This is a genomic window from Bifidobacterium bohemicum DSM 22767 (assembly GCF_000741525.1).
In the GTDB taxonomy this organism is placed as follows: Bacteria; Actinomycetota; Actinomycetes; order Actinomycetales; family Bifidobacteriaceae; genus Bifidobacterium; species Bifidobacterium bohemicum.
Genome location: NZ_JGYP01000002.1, coordinates 521,874 through 541,811 on the forward strand (window position 1 = coordinate 521,874; position 19,938 = coordinate 541,811).

13 protein-coding genes and 1 pseudogene are annotated in these 19,938 nt (G+C 57.3%); 3 read left to right on the forward strand and 11 right to left on the reverse strand.

All coding sequences use genetic code 11. The annotated features are described in order from the left end of the window. Positions 1-109: 109 nt before the first annotated feature. The 5 genes from gcvH to BBOH_RS04425 form a co-directional block, all read right to left on the reverse strand. Positions 110-541: a glycine cleavage system protein GcvH gene (gene gcvH, locus BBOH_RS04405; RefSeq protein WP_143242458.1), complete on the reverse strand. Its 432-nt coding sequence runs from the start codon at positions 539-541 to the stop codon at positions 110-112. Positions 542-724: 183 nt separating this feature from the next. After that, positions 725-2,389 carry a L,D-transpeptidase gene (locus BBOH_RS04410; RefSeq protein ID WP_052118215.1) on the reverse strand — a complete coding sequence of 555 codons (1,665 nt, stop codon included), beginning with the start codon at positions 2,387-2,389 and terminating at the stop codon, positions 725-727. A gap of 46 nt (positions 2,390-2,435) precedes the next feature. After that, a complete protein-coding gene (gene nudC / locus BBOH_RS04415) occupies positions 2,436-3,605 on the reverse strand; it encodes an NAD(+) diphosphatase (protein ID WP_033521914.1) in 1,170 nt (389 codons plus the stop codon). An 8-nt stretch (positions 3,606-3,613) separates the two neighbouring features. Next, entirely contained in the window at positions 3,614-4,468 is an 855-nt protein-coding gene (locus BBOH_RS04420; RefSeq protein ID WP_033521912.1) for an alpha/beta fold hydrolase, read from the reverse strand. Positions 4,469-4,553: 85 nt separating this feature from the next. Continuing rightward, positions 4,554-5,180 (reverse strand): DUF4916 domain-containing protein, encoded by a 627-nt coding sequence (locus BBOH_RS04425; RefSeq protein ID WP_033521910.1) that lies wholly within the window; start codon positions 5,178-5,180, stop codon positions 4,554-4,556. 136 nt (positions 5,181-5,316) lie between these two features. On the opposite strand from BBOH_RS04425, the gene trxA reads away from it, so the two are divergent. The 3 genes from trxA to BBOH_RS04445 all read left to right on the forward strand — a co-directional run bounded on the left by trxA (position 5,317) and on the right by BBOH_RS04445 (position 9,325). Further along, positions 5,317-5,661, forward strand: coding sequence for a thioredoxin (gene trxA, locus BBOH_RS04430; protein WP_033521908.1), 345 nt, complete (start codon positions 5,317-5,319; stop codon positions 5,659-5,661). 350 nt (positions 5,662-6,011) lie between these two features. Next, entirely contained in the window at positions 6,012-6,992 is a 981-nt protein-coding gene (locus BBOH_RS04435; protein ID WP_033521906.1) for an aggregation-promoting factor C-terminal-like domain-containing protein, read from the forward strand. Between the two features lie 575 nt (positions 6,993-7,567). After that, positions 7,568-9,325: an MDR family MFS transporter gene (locus BBOH_RS04445; RefSeq protein WP_044098212.1), complete on the forward strand. Its 1,758-nt coding sequence runs from the start codon at positions 7,568-7,570 to the stop codon at positions 9,323-9,325. A 147-nt stretch (positions 9,326-9,472) separates the two neighbouring features. Here the strand turns inward: BBOH_RS04445 and BBOH_RS04450 are convergent, their stop codons facing one another. The 6 genes and pseudogenes from BBOH_RS04450 to BBOH_RS04470 form a co-directional block, all read right to left on the reverse strand. Next, a complete protein-coding gene (locus tag BBOH_RS04450) occupies positions 9,473-10,309 on the reverse strand; it encodes an HNH endonuclease family protein (protein WP_081930331.1) in 837 nt (278 codons plus the stop codon). 250 nt (positions 10,310-10,559) lie between these two features. Beyond that, on the reverse strand, positions 10,560-11,369 hold the full coding sequence (locus BBOH_RS04455; protein WP_044098213.1) for an aldo/keto reductase: 810 nt from the start codon (positions 11,367-11,369) through the stop codon (positions 10,560-10,562). Between the two features lie 437 nt (positions 11,370-11,806). Beyond that, on the reverse strand, positions 11,807-15,697 hold the full coding sequence (locus BBOH_RS04460; RefSeq protein ID WP_033521902.1) for a thiol reductant ABC exporter subunit CydD/CydC: 3,891 nt from the start codon (positions 15,695-15,697) through the stop codon (positions 11,807-11,809). A 150-nt stretch (positions 15,698-15,847) separates the two neighbouring features. Further along, positions 15,848-16,170, reverse strand: a pseudogene (locus tag BBOH_RS08535) (substrate-binding domain-containing protein); the annotation flags it as partial. A gap of 299 nt (positions 16,171-16,469) precedes the next feature. After that, positions 16,470-17,987, reverse strand: coding sequence for an L-arabinose isomerase (gene araA / locus BBOH_RS04465; RefSeq protein WP_033521898.1), 1,518 nt, complete (start codon positions 17,985-17,987; stop codon positions 16,470-16,472). Positions 17,988-18,177: 190 nt separating this feature from the next. Beyond that, positions 18,178-19,809: a xylulokinase gene (locus BBOH_RS04470; RefSeq protein WP_044098132.1), complete on the reverse strand. Its 1,632-nt coding sequence runs from the start codon at positions 19,807-19,809 to the stop codon at positions 18,178-18,180. Positions 19,810-19,938 lie beyond the last annotated feature (129 nt).

Here is a 19,938-nt window from a genome sequence, read left to right on the forward strand (position 1 = left end):
TTTCCACCTCGAATGTCATACCAATCCGGTTCAATCTCCATGCTTCCCCCGATTGGCGACCTGAAACGAATGGATTCACCGTAGAGAGCAGACAACGGGAATGACCGTCCTAGTTGACGCTCTTGACCATCTGCGCGTACCGCGCCGCATCCATCAGCTCAGGCTCATCGTCCGAAGGCTCGATCTTGAGTATCCAGCCCTCACCATACGGGTCGTTATTGACGATGGCGGGGTCGTCGGCCACATCACCATTGACGTACAGTACAGTGCCGTCCACGGGGCAGACGAGCGATTGTACGGCCTTGGCGCTTTCCAACTCAACGACCTCGTCGCCGGCGCGAACCTCATCGGAAGGCTCAGGCAAATCGACGTACACCAATTCGCCCATCTGATTCGCGGCGTATTCCGTGATGCCTATGGTCAACAACCCATCCACGTCCTCGACCCATATATGATCGGCGCTATACCGCAACTGCGCCGGCACATCCAGACTGGCTGCGGCACCGGGAAATTCATCGGGCTGGCGTGGGGAATCATCCATCTTGTTTTCACTCATATCACCAAGGATAACGCATGACCCAGCCCATCATACGCACAATCGGAAAGCGCTTGCCCATCTGGATCGACCTGTCCGGTTCGGGACCCTATGCGGACCCAGCCAATGCCCATGTTCCCGTTTTCCTGGACACCGACGATCCAAGGACAGGCTCGGCCACATACGGGATTACCTAACCGGGCCTGAAGGCTGGGATCCGACAACCTCGACCAGAGTGCCCTTCGGACAGTTTTCATAAATCCATCGCGCATCCGCATCATACATATTGATGCACCCATGTGAACCTTGTCCCGGCGCATCGCCGTGCGCGATGCCGTCCGGGTTCCAATAAGCCGCATGGAAAGCGACGCCCCCGTTGAAATAACTGACCCAATTGACACCGGGGGTGACGACGACGCCGGAGCGGGTGGCAGTCCGCATGTCCTGAGTCGCATATCGCAGATATATCAAGAATGTGCCGTTCGGCGTCTCATATTCGCCGGTTTTGCCAGTGCATACCGGGAAGGTCTTCTGCGCGACATCATCCTGATAGACCGTGGCCGTCTGCTTGGTCTTATCGACGACCACGCGCGTATGGACCTCGGTCTGTTTGACGTCGAACTTGGTGATGTCGGCGGGAATTTGGACGCTCACGCCCTGAGCGTCCGTCACGGCGTCGTAGATCTGGTCCAGGACCGAATCGCAGTCTTTGACCCTCACGCCGTTGACGCCTTTGACGGAGGTGAGAATGACCTTGCCCGAATGATCCACCAGATCCTGCTGGGCGACTATGTCGTGGTTGAGCTGCCTGGGCACCTCAGCGTTGAGGTAATGCGAAATGGCCGGCTTGTCGAAGTCAAGCGAAATCCGGCCTTTAAGTAGGTCGGCCTCGGGTTTGATCCAACTGGCGACGACCTCATGCGGCACAGTGACGCTGCCCGTATCGCCGTCGGTCACCACGATGTCATGCTCAAAACGTTTGTTGGCCTCGGCGGCCGCCTGTTGCGCGGCATCGAGGGATATCGGCATGTCAATAGTCTCATAGGACACTTGGGCCCGCCGTACGTCACTCGGATCGGAAAGAGCGGCCGCTATGGCACGCCCAACCGGCGCCGTCCGCGGGATGCGTCCTCCATGGCCCTCGGAAGCCACAAAGACGCCCTTGCCTCCATCGAACGTAATGGACGAGGGCATGGCCGCATCATGCTCCGCGGCAAAATGCTTGTTCAGATAGCCGTTCAAGACATAGGAATCGGTTCTACCCACCAAGCCGACGGACCGCCGGCTGAACGGATTGATCTCCACAAAAGCGTTGTCGCGTTTGACTCCCATAAGGTTCTTGACCGTCTGGTTCTCATCCACCGTGACGCCCAAATCCTTCAGGCCGGCCGAAACCGAATGTCCATCGGCATCAGCAAGAACGATCTTCGACCCCTTCGCCTGCCGTGCGACGATCTGCCTAAGCTCATCAGAGGTTTTGCCTGCGACGTTTTGGCCGCCGATGGTCACGCCGGGCGCAGCCTTGTCTTTATAATACATATGAGCGCCAAGAATTCCCAACGCACATACAACCAACAGCAACGCCACCACGGAACCTACAATGACGGCTATCCTCTTTTTTGTATTATGCGCAATGACGGGTCCACCCAAAGGACCGAGCTCATCGTCGTCGGTCGTTTCCATTTCGGGCACAAAACCGGCTTCTGCGAACATGCCGCCAGCGTCGTCAACCCTCTCTGCTGGGACGTCTGCGGCAAAAGGGGAGGCGGGGCTGACAGGGTTGTTTACACCAGTTGAACCGACGGCATTGTTGGCAAAGCCTCCGAATTCAGGCGCATCGAATCGTTCAGACATGGTTCCTTCTCACATTGCTATTACAGGCATAGTGTAGCGCAAGGCCTCAATCACCGAAATACATCGGCAGCTCACCGCCGTACCACTGCTCCAACATGACACGCGCTATGCTCGAAGGCCCCGGCACCACAATGGCGCCCGATTCAAGATCACGCCGGAAATCCTCACGGGTGAAAAAGCGCTCCTCGATGGTTTCCGCGCCATCGGGATCCATCTCGCCACCCACGGCGACCCCCTTGAAAGCGACCATCAGCGAGGCAGGGAACGGCCAGGGTTGGGATCCCAAGTAACGAACCTGGCCAAGTTCAAGCCCCGTCTCTTCGCGCACTTCACGACGGCAGGCGTGCTCCAGATTTTCGCCCGCCTCCACAAATCCCGCCGTCACCGAGAACAGCTTGTGATCGTTCCAACAGCGGTTATGCTGCAATAGAATGCGGTTCTGCCCATCAACAACCGAAACAATGACCGCCGGTTCTATACGGGGAAACAGTGGACGTTCCAGCGCACACGGGCAGTCCGGATTCGTGCACACCTGCGCCCAGCCCGCCTGCGTGGGATGGACGGCCGAGCCGCAAACAGAACAATGACGTTGCGCAGCGTGCCAAAGGCCGAGGGCCACAGCCGTAACGGCTTCTCCCACCTCACGCGGCGAAGCATGCGAAGCGAATTCATCCAGCGAAACCCAATCAAAACGAACCGCCGCTTTGGCAAAGACGGAATCATCCGATCCCAATAATGCGGAAGCGGCCATCGCATGTGCAGAGCCGAATGACTTGGGACGGGCACGCAAGGAATCAGTTGGGCTGGCATGCTCAGCAGAACCAGCCAATCCCCGTCCATCAGCCGGCGACGCGCTCAGGTCGACGACCTTGGAAATGTCGACCGCCATGGCACAGTGCGAATCAGGCTCCGGGCATTGGCCCAAGTAAATCGGGACCGCTTGCGGAGCATCGGCCAATCCCTCGGCAGCATAACGGCCCGGCAGGGTGGCCAGTCGCATTCTCGCATGCTCGGCATGAGTCAAAGCCGCCTGCCCGCGAGGAACCGCCACGAGCCCGTCGCAGACCAGAATCACCGTGGTATGCGGTTCGGTGAAGGCCTCCGCAATCAGATCGGGGTCGGCTCGGCGGATGGTCTGATAATCAACATCCCCTTGGGACAACGGCAGAAAAGACAAGGTCTGGGTAAGTGCCAATGGAGAGAATGCGGGGATCATGAAAGCCGTCACCTTCCCTGCACGCGAGCCATAAGGTCGACCAACGCCGAGGCGACGCACCGAGGATGCTCGACCGCGCTGAAATGACCGCAGTTCGCAATGGCGGTGAAGTCCACATGGGTTTCAGTCATTGCGGCTTCGAGTTCGTGCATACGTTCTGGAGCACTCGACGGGTCGTTCTCACCGCTGACCATGGCGGCAGGCACGGTGACCCGGCACAGTTGGTCGGTCAAATCGGGTCTACCGGCCGCCATGCGCTCACGCCATGCCACGCCTTTCGGGGTCTGCTGGCATATCCAACCCGATAGAAGGCCTTGGAAACGCGGATCCTTTTTAATGGAGGAATCGCACTCGTTGGGACGCGCGAAATGCATAACCGGTTCAAGCGTATCCTCATCCTCACATCTGCTTGCCACCTCCAGCCGCCGGACGCGGGATTCGGGACTGTCTGCATATGTTGTGGTATCGCACAAAGCCAAGCCTGCCAACGCATCGGAATGAAGGCGCTGCACGTCCATCACCACATAGCCGCCCATCGAGAGCCCCACCCACACTGCCTGACGATGACCGGTCGCATGCAGCAACGAGACATACGCATCGGCAAGAACATCGAGGGCCTGAACATAGGCTCCATCCTCAGCCACCCGACCGGTCATCGCGGCATCCGGCACGGGGGCGCCGCCGGCTCCCGGCATGTCGGGAGCCCAGACAGGAAAAGGATCGAGCCCATGCTCGTCGGCCAACTCAATAATCTGACGCGCGCATTCATCCCACATCCTATGATCGACGGGGAAGGCATGCACCAGTACCATCGGCACGCCTGCGCCACCACGATATATCGTGTTCCGCAACCGAACATTCATAACCCTTACCCTCCATCCACAACGTGTCTACGACACCGCATCAACCCACTCAACAGCCATGCACGACAATATCAACATCGGTATGCTAGGCACCGACCCAAGCCAGTGCGCGCCGCACAATCCGATCATGACCGTCAGCCATCTGTCCGATGAACGTATCAAACCTGTCGCTTTCCACCCCGCACCACTCTACATCGAGCGTGGAATCCACGGGCTTGCAGTCACCGGAAATCTGCACTACATAGCACAAAGCTATGGCATGCTGACGAGGGTCATAGAACTCCGAAATCCCCGGGGTCGGGAAAAACTCCGCCACGGTGAACGGGGTCAGATCCACCGGCAACGTCGGCAGGGCCAATTCGCCCAGATCCTTGCCGATGTTACGTGCCAGGGCCTCGCGTATCGTCTCATGGAAAAGGATACGACCCGTGATCAACGTTCGCTCCACCGAACCGTTTTCTCGCACGCGCAGTAAAGAACCGACTTCGGTGACACGCCCCAGCTGGTCGCAACGCACCGGAACGACCTCTATATATGGCACCGGCATCTCGCCGCGCACCTGATCAATCCGCTCGCCGGACAGCCATCCGGGAGGGTTGCCGCCACCTGCCCCTCGAATGAAGTCCTCCGGCGTAATTCGGTCGAACTCACCTCGTTGACGACCCGCGTCGAAATCGTCGTCGTCCGGCACTTCATCATTCATAACTGGCATAGTCATTATTATAGATGAGAGCATCACTTTGGTCGACCGGCACGAGCGGTTTCATTACAGGCTTAGCCTTGTATGGGATTACTGCGAGAATTGACCAATACGCAACCGTCGTATATTTGTATGGCAAGGAGTCATCATGGCAACCACAACCTTGGACGCAAAGAATTTTGAAACCACGATCAACGGCAACGAGCTCGTGTTCGTGGACTTCTGGGCCACTTGGTGCGGCCCCTGCAAGGCATTCGGACCGGTGTATGAGAAAGCCAGCGAAGCCAATCCCGATATCGTGTTCGGCAAGGTCGACATCGACCAAAACCAAGAACTTGCCGCCGCCGCGGAGATTCAGGCCGTGCCGACACTGATGATCGCCAAAAAAGGCCAGATCATCTTCAAGCAGGCCGGAGCGCTGCGTTCTTCCGACCTTGATGAACTCATCGAGAAGGCTCGCGAAATCGACATGAATGCATCCGCACAGGACTAGAATATGCTATTCTGCTGCAACCGAATATGAAGAGCAAGGCGTACGTACGCCGAAACACGACGCGAGCAACGCAATTCCCATGTTCATCATGGGTTTTTCAATGGTGCAAAGCTCGAGGCAACGCGTCTATCGCCGTGTTCCCCAATGCTGGCAGCAGGTTCCAAAAGCCCGGTATCGCAAGCTTTTCCTTACCTCAAGCTATAATAAGCGCCGGTGTGCGATGTAACTCGAACGCTCAGTCGCAGTTTGCGTCGGGCGAGACTGCACAGCTGGTTGACGCAGTGCAGCGAGACAACTGAAAATCGATAATGCCGGTTCGAGTACCGGCGACACAGAACACAAGGAGAGGCATGGCCAACCATCGAAAGCAGACCAAGACCTTACTGTCATTGAGCAAGCGCCAATGGCTGAAGATCGCGGCTACCGCAAGCGCAGCGACACTGCTCGTTTGCGGCGTGGCCACGGCCAATCATTTCGGCACCCACAACCAATCCCCCGTAACCTCCTACTCCGCCACCGATTCCAACGCGCTAAGCGTTTCCCGTGGCGAGGATCGTACCGACTTGCGTGGCGGTAAAGGCGCCGTCTATGTGACCGTAAAAATCGGCGGCAAGAACCGAGCAGTCGTGGGCACGCATTTCACGGATGTCAAATCCGTGCTCGATCAGGGCGACATCACTCTTGAGCCCGGCGATATCGTAAGCCCTGGCCTCAAGACGAAGGTGAACGAATCCACCGTGATCACCATTGACCGCGCCGATTCCGGCGTGGAGACCTCTGAATCCCCCATCGGCTTCAACACCGTGAAGAAAGAGACCAGCGCTCTTCCTCGAGGCCAGGAGAAAGTCGAGACCGAGGGGCAGGAAGGCGTGATGGAGACCACGAGCCTGATCACCAAGGCCGGCAAGAAGAAGATCTCCTCCAACGTGTTCACCTCCTTCGTCAAGAAAGCTCCAGTCGATAAGGTCGTCCTTGTAGGCACCGGATCGACCGGCTCCACTTCTACCGCCGATTCATTGGGTACCACGGTGCCTGTCGGCGAGATGCAGCAGTGGGCGCACGACTATCTGCTTTCCAACGGAGGCACCGAAGACGACTTCTCAGCAACGGTGTATATCATCAGTCACGAATCCGGCTGGCGAATCAACGCCCAAAACCCGTCCGGCGCATACGGTCTGCCCCAGGCGTTGCCCGGCAGCAAAATGAGTTCGGCCGGCGCCGATTGGGCCACAAACTACCAGACTCAACTCAAGTGGTTCTGGAGCTACTGCGCCAAGTACGGCGGCGTTCAAGGTGCCTATCAGTACTGGCTGGTTCATCACAACTACTGAGTGGTGATCGTTTCAGATTTCGTCGAACGTCCCGTTATGCGTCAGGCATGGCGGGACGTTGGACGTATGTGCCGTCTACGCCAGGATGATGAACAATCGGAAACATGGTTTTTGGATCGGATGCGTTTCCCGTTGACGCCAGGTCAAGCACGGACATGGCGACATGGAATCAAGTCTCTCGTCGAACGAATCCACATAATACATGATTTCAAGCATCGGCCAAGCCTGCATCTTCATCGAAAACAGGCGATGGAGATGTCCGCACGAATAAGCAACCGACGATTGTTCGAAGATGGTGACGAGCAAACGACTTTGAAAAACGGTATCTGGCCCGAGGTGTACTCTTAACAGCATCAATTGGGTTGATTCTGTGCCTAAAAACGACCCAAAATCCTTGAAACAGTGTCCAAACAACACAACACACCGATACAGGCGACATAACAGAAAAGGAGTGATCACCAACCGTGCAGCAGCACAGCACCTCTAACGACATAGGACCAACAGAGCCTGCGACAACGCAGCAATCAGCACACAACGCAAGCTTCGAAACTTGCGCCAAACCCAACAGCACCAAAATGCCCGTCAACAAGGCAAAAGTGCCGTTGAGCAAAGTGCTCACCCGCAAGGAAGCATATCACGACGGACATTTGAGCCACGAAGCTTTCGTTTCCATCGCCATTCTCACTTTCATCACTTTCATCGGCAACTTCACGCAACTGCAACTGAGCGCGGCTCTGCCAACCATTGTCTCGGAATTCGGAATCAACGTGACCACTGGGCAATGGCTGACCTCCGTCATCCAGCTCGTGCAGGGCGTGATGGTGCCGCTGACCGCGTATCTGACCCGACGCTTCTCAACACGCCGTATCGTCACCACCTCCATGACCATCTTCACGCTCGGTTCCTTGCTGGCTTGGCAGGGCTCTACCTTTGGCCTCGTGCTGGCCGGACGCACGCTTGAGGCAATCGGTTCAGGCGTGATGTGGCCCGTATTGCAGATCATCGTCTTTTCGGTCTACCCCATGTCCAAGCGCGGGGTGGCCATGGGCACCGTCGGCGTGGCCATGAGTGTGGCCCCCGCAATCGGTCCGACCTTCGGCGGCTGGCAAACGGACGCGAACGGCTGGCGCTCAATTTTCCTCTCATTAACGATCGTGGGTGCCATCGCATTGACACTCGCCGTTTGCTTCATGCACAACTTCAATCAGAACGACAAGGACGCGAAGGCGGACTTCTTCTCCGTGTTCCTCTCGGTATTCGGATTCGGCGGCCTGCTTTTCGGCTTCACCAACATCGAAACCTACGCCTTCACCAATCCTCTGGTATGGCTGCCGATGACGATTGGCATCGTCGGCATCGTCTGGTTCGTAATGCGTCAGATACGTGGGCAGAAGCGCTATCAGAATGAATTACACAAGCTGTTTGTTGGTCTTGAAACCGATATTCACCAAGCCGCCGACACCTGCTCGGAACAGACCGTGGCGGAACTGCGGCAAGAGCTCAAGCAGCTCAAAGAAAATCCGGAAAGCGCGGACAAGATTAAAGGACTGTTGCGCAACCCGGCGACCCACGATCTAATAGGCAAGATCCGCGAATTGCAACCTCCGCTGCTGGATCTGACGGTTCTGAAGAACAGAAGCTTCCGGGTCGGCACCATCATTGCGGCAATGAGCTTCTTCGCTTTCAGCTCCATCACCGTGATCATCCCCCTGTTCATTCAGAATGACCGAGGCTACTCCGCCACAATCTCGGGATTGGTGATGTTGCCGGGAGCCTTAGGCCAGTGCATCTCACAGTTTGGCGGCGGACGTATGCTCGACCGTTACGGTGCGCGCCCCGTGGCCTTGACGGGTGCCAGCATTCTGTTCATCGGCACGGTGATGATGAGTTTCATCAATCCAAGCATTCCCATCTGGTGGGTTTCAATCTGCCAGTTCATCCGCCAAATCGGCATGGGCTTCGTGCTGATGCCAATTACCACTTGGTCGCTTAACTGCCTGCCGGTACGCTCGGTTTCTGCGGGGTCTGCAGTGACCAATACCATGCGACAGATCTCCGGAGCCATCGGTGCGCCTGTTCTGGTCATTCTGATGGAGGAGTTTGCAAAAGTGAAGCAGAACTCGCTCGGTGCCGGTTCTCAGGCCGCCAAGCTTGCCAGCATTTATGGCATCAAAGCGTCTTTGATCATCAGCTCGTGCATTGCACTGGGCATGCTGCTCATCGTTCTGTTCGGTGTGCGCGGGCAGGGTGCGGGTTCGGCGCGCGATCTCGCAGAACGCACGTTGCGCCATATCCCAGTGCCCCATCTGCATGCTCATTCCGCTACGAAATAGATCGAAACTAAGACCCTTCCCCGAACAGACAATGTCGTGGGAGGGTCTTGTCAAGGTCACGTTTTCACACCGCGACGCGCTTCATTTTCATGCAACCGCCAAACGGCGCACACAATCGAGCGAGTCCGCAATCGAGAACAACTCGTATTATTTCGTAGGCAACCGCTCGGCCGGACACGCATGCAACACCTCGGAAATCGACTGTTTTTCCAGGGTCGTAACGGTCAGGCCATATTTGGCCTTAACGGCAACCTGCCGGGCAACGTAGCCGCAACGGAAGGAGCGGTTGGAAGGCAACCAGTAGGCGGCCGATGCCGAGCCCTTCTCCTGATTGGCCGGACCGTCAACCGCCAACAGGTTCAACGGGTCGTTGCCATATTCCTGTCTTTCCGCAGCATCCCAATGTCGCGCTCCGGATTGCCAAGCGTTCTCAAGTGCCACGACGTGATCGATCTGCACCGCCTCACTGGTGTCTTTGCCACGTACAAAGTGTATCGTTCGCCCAGTGTACGGATCGTCCAACTGACCCGACTTAACGCGGCAGGAGCTGCCGGGCACCAGTCGGATCTGTGTTAGGTCACGGTCGAGGATATCGTCACGAATCGTGCACCCGTCGCCATCCGGGTCGATGGTGTTGTATGCGAACGAGTCGCGATGATAACCGTGGACAGTCGGATGATCGTCCACTTGCAGTCGCGCCAACGTATCGGCAACCGGACCGGTGGCCACATACCGGCCCGTCATCCGTCCGAGAGGACCACTCATGCGCGGCAGCAGCAACCCCGCAGTCACTCCAATCAATATCGCCACAATGACCAGTATGGAGAACCGCTCCGCCAGACCGCCGCGGCTCACCCACGATCGCTTACGGAAGCGCGAACGAGAACCTAGCAAGAAGCCGGAAATCCCCGGCCAGTCGTAGTCATAGCCCTGATGCCGTCGAGAACCGCGTCGACCGTGATTCCCTCCGTTGCCATCAGACATCCAACCATCATTCCGTTTCGTTCCCATACCGATCTTTCTTATCCGCTTTTCGAGAACCTTGATTATATAGCATGCCTATCGCCGGCGAAAGCCCGACACGTAGACAAAAATGCAATTCAAGGAAAAATGGATATCCGAAACAATACGGACCTGGTTTCCGGACATATCCTACGGCGCAAACCAAGAACCTTGACGCGTCTCGACGCGCCGATCCGTCAGACCCTCAAGGCAGGTTACGTATATCAACCTTTTACGCATACGTAAAGGTGAGCGGATCATGGCCCGCACGTGCCGGTCCATCAAGTGCGTCGATCGCGGCATGTTCGGCCTGCGTCAAGGCAAATCCAAACAAATCGAGGTTTTCGCGCTGGCGAAAGGAGTGCACGGACTTGGGAATGATGATGGTGCCGTTTTCGATATGCCAACGCAGAACGATCTGCGCGGCGCTGACGCCGTGACTCTGCGCTATTCGGGCGACGGTGCCGTCCCCAGCGTTCAAATCAGCACCACGCGCCATCGGGGAATACGCCTCTACGGCGATATCGTGAGCCTTACAGAAACCGACCACATCGCGCTGCTGCCATGTGGGATGCAGCTCGATCTGATTGACCGCCGGCCACTGACCGGTCTCGTCATGCAATCGTTCCAAGTGCTCGGGAAGAAAATTGCATACTCCCAATGTTCTGACACGGCCTTCGCCGCGCAGCCGTTCAAAAGCGCGCCACGTTTCAGACGAACGCCAGTTGAACGGTGTCGGCCAGTGAATCATGTACATATCGACATAATCGAGCCCCAAAAGACCCAACTGCCGGTCGAAGGCTCGCAGTGCGTCATCATACCCCTGCTCAGAGTCTCGAAGTTTGGTCGTGACCCATAGATTACGACGAGCACGGCCTTCATTGAAGCCGTTCGTAGCCAAGGCCCTGCCGACCCCCGACTCGTTGTTGTATCCCGCGGCCGCATCGATATGACGGTAACCTGCGGCGAGCGCATCAGTGACGACCCCCTCCACATCCTCGTCACTGATGCGTAGCACCCCCAGTCCGATCTGGGGAATCATGTTGCCATCATTGAGCTTGATCGACGGCACCGCGCCGGTTCCAGTCTCATCTTCACGCAAAGCACTTACAGTCTGTTCATAGTCTCGTTCGTTCATCACCCATTCCTCCTGTTGGCGTCCCCATCGACCTGTCGGTCATCGGACCATTGCTCACTGATCCAGCCTAATCCTGAGACGAGATGGCCTAGCGGCCCGAGTTTTGAGCCGTTTCGTCAATTGCCTTCCATAACATGTCATCACAGAATCCGGCAAGTCTTAGCTGTACGAGATCAAGAATTCGCTGGCGAAAGCGGAAGCCATCGTGGTCCTTCAAAACCGTATCAATGCCTGGAGGCGAAACACACCGTATGACATCACACCCGCAGTGTTGGACAGGAGCCACACGCAATCAGCATGACTCGATACCGTGCACGAATACCGCAAGCGGACGTGGATCACTAGAGATGAACGACACGGTCAACGATGCGCATTGTGGAAGCCCGATGTGAAACCAGAACGATGGAGACCTCGCGGCTCATAGCCAGGGTGTTAATCGAGCGCAGCACCACGGCTTCATTGAGCGCATCGAGGCGACTGGTCGGTTCGTCAAACAGTACTAACTCAGCATTCGTAAGGAAGATTCGGGCCAGTCCGATGCGCTGTCGCTCGCCCTCGGAAAGCCGGTCGCCGAGCTCGCCAACGCGAGTGTCGAGACCTTGCGGAAGACCGCATACGAAGTCGTCCACCGAAGCCTTACGCAGTGCGTCATGCAAATCGTTGTCACTTGCCGATGCGTTGGCGATCATTAGATTGTCGCGTATGGTCCCATCGAACAGATAGGTCTCCTGGCTCATCATGGTCTGCACGTTGCGACGATATGCGGCCTCGACCTGAGGCAGTGGCGTGCCCGAAAGACTAACGACACCATGCTGCGGGTCCCAGTAACGCATCAGCAGCTTAAGCACAGTGGACTTGCCCCGTCCTGATGGCCCTTGGATGCCGATGATACCCGATCTGGCAATATGCAGGTTGAAGCCGTCGAGCACGGGACGCGGCTGCACCGAATGGCTCCGAGGCGCGAATTGACTGGAATCGCCGGCATCGTGGGCGTCACGCACCGCGGACATGGCATTGGTCTGTTGGGTGTAGGAGAAGACCACATTGTCCATGGACATACCGGTGTAGCGTGGCTTGGCGGTACCGGTCTCCTCGATCAGTGGAACCTCATCAAGTAATGAGAACATGCGACGCGCCGCCGCGAAGGCCTGTGTCAGATCGCCGGGTAACGCGCTGAGGGCGAGAGCAGGCCCGAACGAGCTGCCGATCAGCGTTATGGCGGCCACCATCGCGGCACTCATGCCCACGGGATCGGCCTCGACCAAGCTCAGTGCCGTGCCGATGGCGCCCGCAGTGAAAGCTATGACCAGAATGCCGCTGATCCCGGCAAACACGCCGTTCTTTCGCCCTAAACGGGCATTAAGCAACCATAACGCACGGCTGCGTTCGCTCATTGACGCTAAGCGGTTACGCCCTTGATCGAAGCGGATAAGCTCATCGATGCCACGCATACTGTCAAGCATCTGATCGTTCAGCACAGCGGAATCTGCGCGAATCTGCGCACCGACGCCGCGCACGTTGGAGGCGAAGAGCCGAGGGACGATCACGCCGACAACCAAGTGAGCCGCGATAAGCAATGCGCTGAACCATGGATTGAAGGTCCACAACATCACCGCGTAGACAATGGTGGTGCACACGGCGATGGCCACAGACGATATGGTATGGGCGAAGAAAACCTCAAGCAACTCCACGTCACTGGTGACCAAAGCTATCAGGTCGCCTTTGCCGTGCCCGGCGAGCTTTGCGGGGGCAAGCCGACGCAAAGCCGCAAACGCTTTCGAGCGGAACGATGCCAAAAGTCGGAATGCGGCGTTATGGTTCATGAACTGTTCCAAATAACGGGTCGCACCACGCAATAGCGCGCATACGACCATGGCGGCGATCGATATTCCCGTTCCCATCGACCATAATGGATGGCCAAAATGGGCCATAAGAGCGAACACGCCGAAAACCGGCAGGAACGTGCCGGCCAGATGTCCGATCGTACCGAAAATGCAGGCCAGCACCATGAACACCGCCTGAGGACCGGCCTCGCCGAGCAAACGCAAGACAAGGTGGAAATCACCCATGTATTCGGCTGCGTTTGAACGCAAATCAAAGGAAGTCCTGTCCGTCCGAACGACCGGGCCGTCGGCATTGGGAGCAGAAGTCACAGCCGGATTGGCCACGTCGCCACGAACGGCCGTTTCGATAGTCATATCCGGCTCGCCATCACGGTTTTCCTCAAGTCGACTGTCGCGACCACGTCCGAAACCACCCACCGTTTCGAACGGATGGGAGTAATCGGAGCCCCATCCGTTTCGGTGAGAAACGCGTTCGACGGACTCCTGCGCACGATAGAGCTCGGCATAGCGGCCTCCCTCCTTCATCAGTGCGGCGTGGCTGCCTGTCTGCGCCACCTGACCCCTGTCGAAGACTACGATGTCGTCGGCTCCGGCGGCATGCGCCATACGATGCGTAATCATCAACACGGTATGGCTACGGGCAAGTTCGTGAATGGTTTTCAGAATCAGACGTTCACTTTCGACGTCGACACTGCTCGTCGCTTCATCAAAGACGTATATTGGCGTGTCACACAGCAAAGCCCGTGCGATCGCAATGCGCTGCCGTTGACCACCGGAAAGGTTGCTGGCGCCCTGCTCGATCGGCAGATCGAGACCCATGTGCCGCGAATACACGAAATCGTCGATATGGGCGCGTTCCAAAGCCAACCACATCTCGTTCGCCGTGGCGTCGGGCTTGGCCATCAGCAGATTGTCGCGCAACGTTCCTGCGAACAGATGACTTTGAGCTGACACCAACGTCACCGTCCGTGCAAGTGAACGATACGTCAGGGCACGCACCTCGCAACTGCCAACGCCGCCATAGACATGGTATCCGAAGCGCAGCGAACCCTGATAACCGCCACATGCCCCGGTCACCAGCCGGGCTGCAGTGGATTTACCCGAACCACTCGCACCCACGACCACGGTCAGGCAATTGGGGCGTACGGTGAAACTCACCCGATCCAAAGCATTCGTGGTTTGGGTCCGAGCCCGATCACCCCCGACTTGTGAACCGTGCCGAAGACCGACGCCTCCATCCGCGCCGTCAGCCTTTATCTTGCCGCCACGGCCCTGATCCGATGGAGCTTTCAGATCGGGGTATGAGTATGTGATATTGGAAAAAGTAATCGAGCAGTCACAAGCGCCAGCCGGAACCTGGGCATGGCCACCATCCGGCACAGGAACATCGAGCAGGGCGAAAATGCGACGGGAAGACGTCATGCCGTTCATGGCGACATGGAAATACGTACCCAACTGGCGCAATGGAACGAAGAAGCTCATGGAAAGCAACACGATGACCATCGCAGCCGGCAAACTGAGTCGACCTGCGACCACCTGCCAAATCGCCACCCCGATGCCCGCAGCCGCACCGCCGTAACTCACCAGATCCATTGCGCTCAGCGATTGGAGCTGGATCTGCAATACATTCATCGTGGCTTTGCGGAATTCCTCGGCCTTCGAGTCCATGCGCTCCGCCTCACGCTGATCGGCGTCAAATGTCTTGAGGGTTTCGAGACCTTCGAGATCGTCCAGGAAGCAGGCCCCCAGATCCGTGTACCTATCCCAGTACTTGGAAAAGAATCGAGAAGCACTCGAAGCGACAAGACCGACGATGACGACAATCAATGGGGCGCACACGAGTAGCACCAGCGCGGCTGGCACGTTGAGAGACAACAGCGTGACGAACAACGTCAATGTGGCTATGAGCGCGAAAAAAAGCTGTGGCACAAATAGCGAGAAGAAACTCTGTATCTGATCAACACCCTCACCCAACGACTGGATCACGTCGCCGGTGCGGACACGTTGCGAATAGTCGGGTCCAAGGTCAAGCATCTTTTGGAACAGTCTCTGACGCAATGAAAACTTGACACCCTCCGCAGCCTCGCCGCCGAAAAAGTTCGCGCCGCGGGTCGCCAGATATTTGACGGCCATAACCGCAATAAGAGCAAAGACAAAAGCGGAATAGTTGTCCGGAAACGCCTGAAAGCCTTTGAGCATCCTGGGCATCTTGCCGTTTGTAGTCGCCGGGCCTATTGATGCTATGACAGGAAAGATGTTGCCCAACAACCCCACTGCGACAAACGCGAAACCGATATCCGCCAGAAGCGAGCCCCACAGACACAGCACTTTCGCCACCACATACGCACCCGTACGTGGGGCCAGATCAAAGAGCCTTTTGTCAAACATCACAAAGCCTTTCCAGCGGGCAGATCATACGTTTCCATTCACAGAATATTTCTATTCACAGAATAACCGCTTGACAACATTCGATGGTGCGCGTTTCGTAAAGAAAACGAGCCGATAAACGCACCACACCGCCTTAAAGGGCAGAATTCATCATCCCGTCGTATTTCGTACAATGATTTCTGAATTCACAGTCAACACCTTAGGTGCGACGACCCGCCCATCGATACGTCCGATGATACGCTCGACCGCCTTGGGAACAGTCCAGTCAAGACATGAATCCATGGTGGTCGCGGAATCTGCAGATAAGCCGATTCCTCGATGTTGTCGAAACCGATGACCTGTACCTGACCAGGTACCGAAATCCCCTGAATCCTCAGTTCGAAGAGGGCGCCTATGGCCAACCGATCGTTCAATGCCACAATCCCGTCAAAGCTGACGCCATCCTCAAGCAAGCGCTCCGTGGCCCGTGCGCCCTATTTTGTTCCGAGGAATCGACACCGGTTACATCCTGTATATGGATGCCGTACCACCCGCCTGGCGTCCATGCCCCCATCCGGCGGAAATTCGAGTGACTCCATCTCCGGCAGGTCTTTGCCGTCGAGATTTCTTCCGATGGTTTTTTCTGTGGTTATGGGCGAGTCGTTTGGTGATCCGCACCGGGAAGTGCACTAAGTATTGCAGTGCACCTCCGCGCGCCCACCGATGCAACAAAAAGGGGTCGTCACCCGACGACCCCTTTCACTATACGTCGCGCAATATATCACGCGAGAATTTAGTTTCGATTGTCAAGGCGATGCAACATCTCGGAGAGCTCCAGATCGCGCTCGAACTGACGTGGCGTCGTATCCTCGTCGATGGTGGCGAGCTCCACACCGGCGATGCGGGCGAAGTCCTCCCACGCCTCACGGCCGACGGAGGTGGTCATGCACGTGTGGTGCGAACCGCCGGCGCGCAACCAGCACTCGGCCGAGACCTTGAGACTCGGGCGCGGCTTCCACAGGGCTCGGGCGCACGGCAGCGCTTTGAGACTGCCTTCAGGTTCGACCACGTCAACCACATCCATCAGCAGACGGAAACGCTCACGCATGTCGGCCATCGAGACCACGACCGTGCCTTGGTGAGGAGCCACCGTGAAGACCAGACGCACCGGATCGGACTTGCCGCCAATGCCCAGAGGATGGATCTCAAGCTTCGGCTTGGCAATCGAGCCGACGGAGGGCGAAACCTCAAGCATATGAGAGCCCATGTCCATCTCATGCCCCGCCACGAAGTTGTATGAATAATCCTCCATGAGGCTTGCACCGCCGGGCAGACCATAGCCCATCACGTTGCCGACGCGCACGAGCACCGAAGTCTTCCAGTCGCCTTCCGCGGAGAAGCCGTAGCCGTATTCGCTGGGCAGGCGCTGGGCCCCCACGCCCGGCAGCTGCGGCAAGGTGCTCAGGTCCTCGAAGTTATCGACGGCGGCGGTGGCGCCGTTGTCCTTCATCATGTTGACCATCGCAGCCTCTTCCTTGGCGGCGATGAACAGTTCGTCGTAGCGGGAGACCAGCAGCTCAGGCGCCACATCGTACTTGGTTTTGTAGTCCTCGATGATGGCCTTGACCTGATCGTCCTTGACCTTCTCGTAGTATCCGACCAGTTCGTTGACGGCCCAGGTGTTGACCTGGGTGCCGAACACGCGCTCGACTTCGGTTTTGTCGCCTTCCGTAACGGCCACGTTGCGCATGTTATCGCCCCAGCGCATCACGCGCATGTTCTGCGCGGCGTCCCAACCAGCGCAGGCACGAACCCATGTGGCGATCCGCTCAACGACCTCGGGGTCGGTGTAGTGCCCGACGACGATCTTGCGCGGTACGGCAAGGCGCGAAACGATGTAGCCGAACTCACGGTCACCGTGGGCAGACTGATTGAGATTCATGAAGTCCATGTCGATGGTCTCCCACGGAATCTCTTTGTGGAACTGCGTGTTGAGCTGCAAAAGCGGCTTCTGCAACGCCTCGAGACCACGAATCCACATCTTGGCCGGAGAGAACGTGTGCATCCACGCGATCACGCCGATGCAGCTGGGGTCCGCGCTGGCTTCGGTCATGAACTGCTTGACACCATCGGACGACTTCAGGGTCGGCTTCAGGACCAACTTGACCGGAATGGTGCCCGTGGCGTTAAGAGCATCCACAATCTTTGTGGACTGTTCGGCCACCTGCCGCAGTGCCTCGTCACCATAGAGGTCCTGCGAACCGACACCAAACCATACGGTCTTGCCGTCGTAGGGGTTTTCGAATGTCATTGTTATACTTCCTTTACTGTTTGATTGTTGTACTACTACGTTTGTCATCACTTCGACGGACTAACCTCGATCCGTTGCATCACCGAACCATCCGACCACTGCGAAGAAACGGAACCTTAGGCACTGTAAGAATCCGTTTCGTCGCAACGAAACGGGCCGAGCAACGCATGCCGTCGGGTGCCCTGCGACGTCAGCGCTCCAAGTCAATGGCTTGGATGGCGGCCTGTTCAATGGGCAAGGCCTTACGGAACGTTGCAAAGTACTCCTCAAAACCGGTCACATCCGCAGGATCCGGGTTTTCGGTGGTGGACCGGGCTCCCGCGAAAACGCGTTCGTCCAAGTACTTATCGAGCGGAGTGTCGGCATGCTTGAGGTAGTCCGCAAGAACGGCCATGCCCCACGCGCCGCCCTCAGCCGCCGTGGACATCACCTTGATGGGCGTGTTGAACGCAGCCGCAAGAATCTTCTGAGCGACCTGCGGAGTGGCGAAAATACCCCCGTGCCCGACCAGCGAATCGATCTTCACACCCTCGTCATGCGTCATGACATCCATGCCGATCTTCACGGGGCAGAACGCGCCGAAGAGCTGTGCACGCATGAAGTTGGCCAGATTCATGTCGGCTTCGGGACCACGCGCGAAGACGGGACGACCTTCGTCGAGCCCGGCCAGGAACTCGCCGGAATAGAAGCAATAGTTGATCAGACCGCCGGCATCCGCGTCAGCCTCGGTGCCGATGGCCATGCGGAAAAGAGTGCCATAAAGATCGGCCGTGTCCAACGGCTTGCCGACGGCCTTGGAGAACTCGCCGAACAGATTTACCCAGGCGTTGAGATCGGACGTGAAGTTGTTGGCGTGGCTCATACCGGCCGGGTCGCCAGCGGGAGTGGAAACCAAATCGACTTCGGGATGCAGCCGTTCCAGACGGTGGTCAAGCACGACAGTCGCGAAGATCGAAGTGCCGGCCGAAACGTTGCCGGTACGCACACGCACCGAATTCGTGGCCACCATGCCCGTGCCTGCGTCACCCTCCGGAGCAGCCAAAGGAATGCCGGGGTTGAGTACACCTGTCGGGTCAATGAGTTTGGCGCCCTCGGCGGTGAGCGTGCCCGCTTCGGCTCCGGCCACCAACGGCTCCGGCAGCAAATCCGCAATCCGCCACGGCTGCTCGGCCACTTCCGGCAAACCTGCGAATTGGGCGAGTATGCCCTGATCCCAGCTATGAGTGGCCGGATCAATGGGGAACATGCCCGAAGCGTCACCTACGCCGATAACCTTACGTCCGGTCATATGCCAGTGGACGTACCCGGAGAGCGTAGTGAAAAACGCCAGCTGAGGCACATGAGCCTCATGGTTAAGTATGCATTGGTAAAGGTGCGCGATTGACCAACGCTCGGGAATATTGTACTGGAACAGTTCGGAGAGTCTCTCGTGAGCTTCGTGCGTATTCGAATTGCGCCAAGTGCGGAACGGCACAAGTAGATTGTCGTCCTTATCGAAGGCAAGATAGCCGTGCATCATTGCGGAAAAGCCGATAGCACCAGTCGTCGTCAACCGTTCACCATACCGTGCCTTGACATCGGCGGCCAACGCCGCATAAGCACTTTGCAGACCCGACCACACCTCGTCGAGAGAGTAGGTCCAAAGTCCGTTTTCAAGATGGTTTTCCCACCCATGATCACCTGAGGCAAGCGTGGCATATTCGTCGTCGATCAGCACGGCTTTGATCCGCGTAGACCCGAACTCAATACCGAGCGAGGTCCTTCCTTTGCGAATTTTCTCGGCCGCCGCCCCGACGTCTCCTTCGGAGTTTTGCATCGTCATCGTCTCTGAAGCTCCTTTACCCCCTGACCCAGCACCCGTTGCGACAGAACACTACAAGTCATAGGCCCAGCAGAATATGAGCATCATCTGCCACGACCGCACCACAACTGATGTGAGCGCTAACAATTA

Bases quoted from the DNA above. Each gene is read 5' to 3' on its own strand.
- gcvH (WP_143242458.1), bottom strand. From the start codon at position 541: ATGGATGATTCCCCACGCCAGCCCGATGAATTTCCCGGTGCCGCAGCC.
- BBOH_RS04410 (WP_052118215.1), bottom strand. From the start codon at position 2,389: ATGTCTGAACGATTCGATGCGCCTGAATTCGGAGGCTTTGCCAACAAT.
- nudC (WP_033521914.1), bottom strand. From the start codon at position 3,605: ATGATCCCCGCATTCTCTCCATTGGCACTTACCCAGACCTTGTCTTTT.
- BBOH_RS04420 (WP_033521912.1), bottom strand. From the start codon at position 4,468: ATGAATGTTCGGTTGCGGAACACGATATATCGTGGTGGCGCAGGCGTG.
- BBOH_RS04425 (WP_033521910.1), bottom strand. From the start codon at position 5,180: ATGCCAGTTATGAATGATGAAGTGCCGGACGACGACGATTTCGACGCG.
- trxA (WP_033521908.1), top strand. From the start codon at position 5,317: ATGGCAACCACAACCTTGGACGCAAAGAATTTTGAAACCACGATCAAC.
- BBOH_RS04435 (WP_033521906.1), top strand. From the start codon at position 6,012: ATGGCCAACCATCGAAAGCAGACCAAGACCTTACTGTCATTGAGCAAG.
- BBOH_RS04445 (WP_044098212.1), top strand. From the start codon at position 7,568: ATGCCCGTCAACAAGGCAAAAGTGCCGTTGAGCAAAGTGCTCACCCGC.
- BBOH_RS04450 (WP_081930331.1), bottom strand. From the start codon at position 10,309: ATGTCTGATGGCAACGGAGGGAATCACGGTCGACGCGGTTCTCGACGG.
- BBOH_RS04455 (WP_044098213.1), bottom strand. From the start codon at position 11,369: ATGATTCCCCAGATCGGACTGGGGGTGCTACGCATCAGTGACGAGGAT.
- BBOH_RS04460 (WP_033521902.1), bottom strand. From the start codon at position 15,697: ATGTTTGACAAAAGGCTCTTTGATCTGGCCCCACGTACGGGTGCGTAT.
- araA (WP_033521898.1), bottom strand. From the start codon at position 17,987: ATGACATTCGAAAACCCCTACGACGGCAAGACCGTATGGTTTGGTGTC.
- BBOH_RS04470 (WP_044098132.1), bottom strand. From the start codon at position 19,809: ATGACGATGCAAAACTCCGAAGGAGACGTCGGGGCGGCGGCCGAGAAA.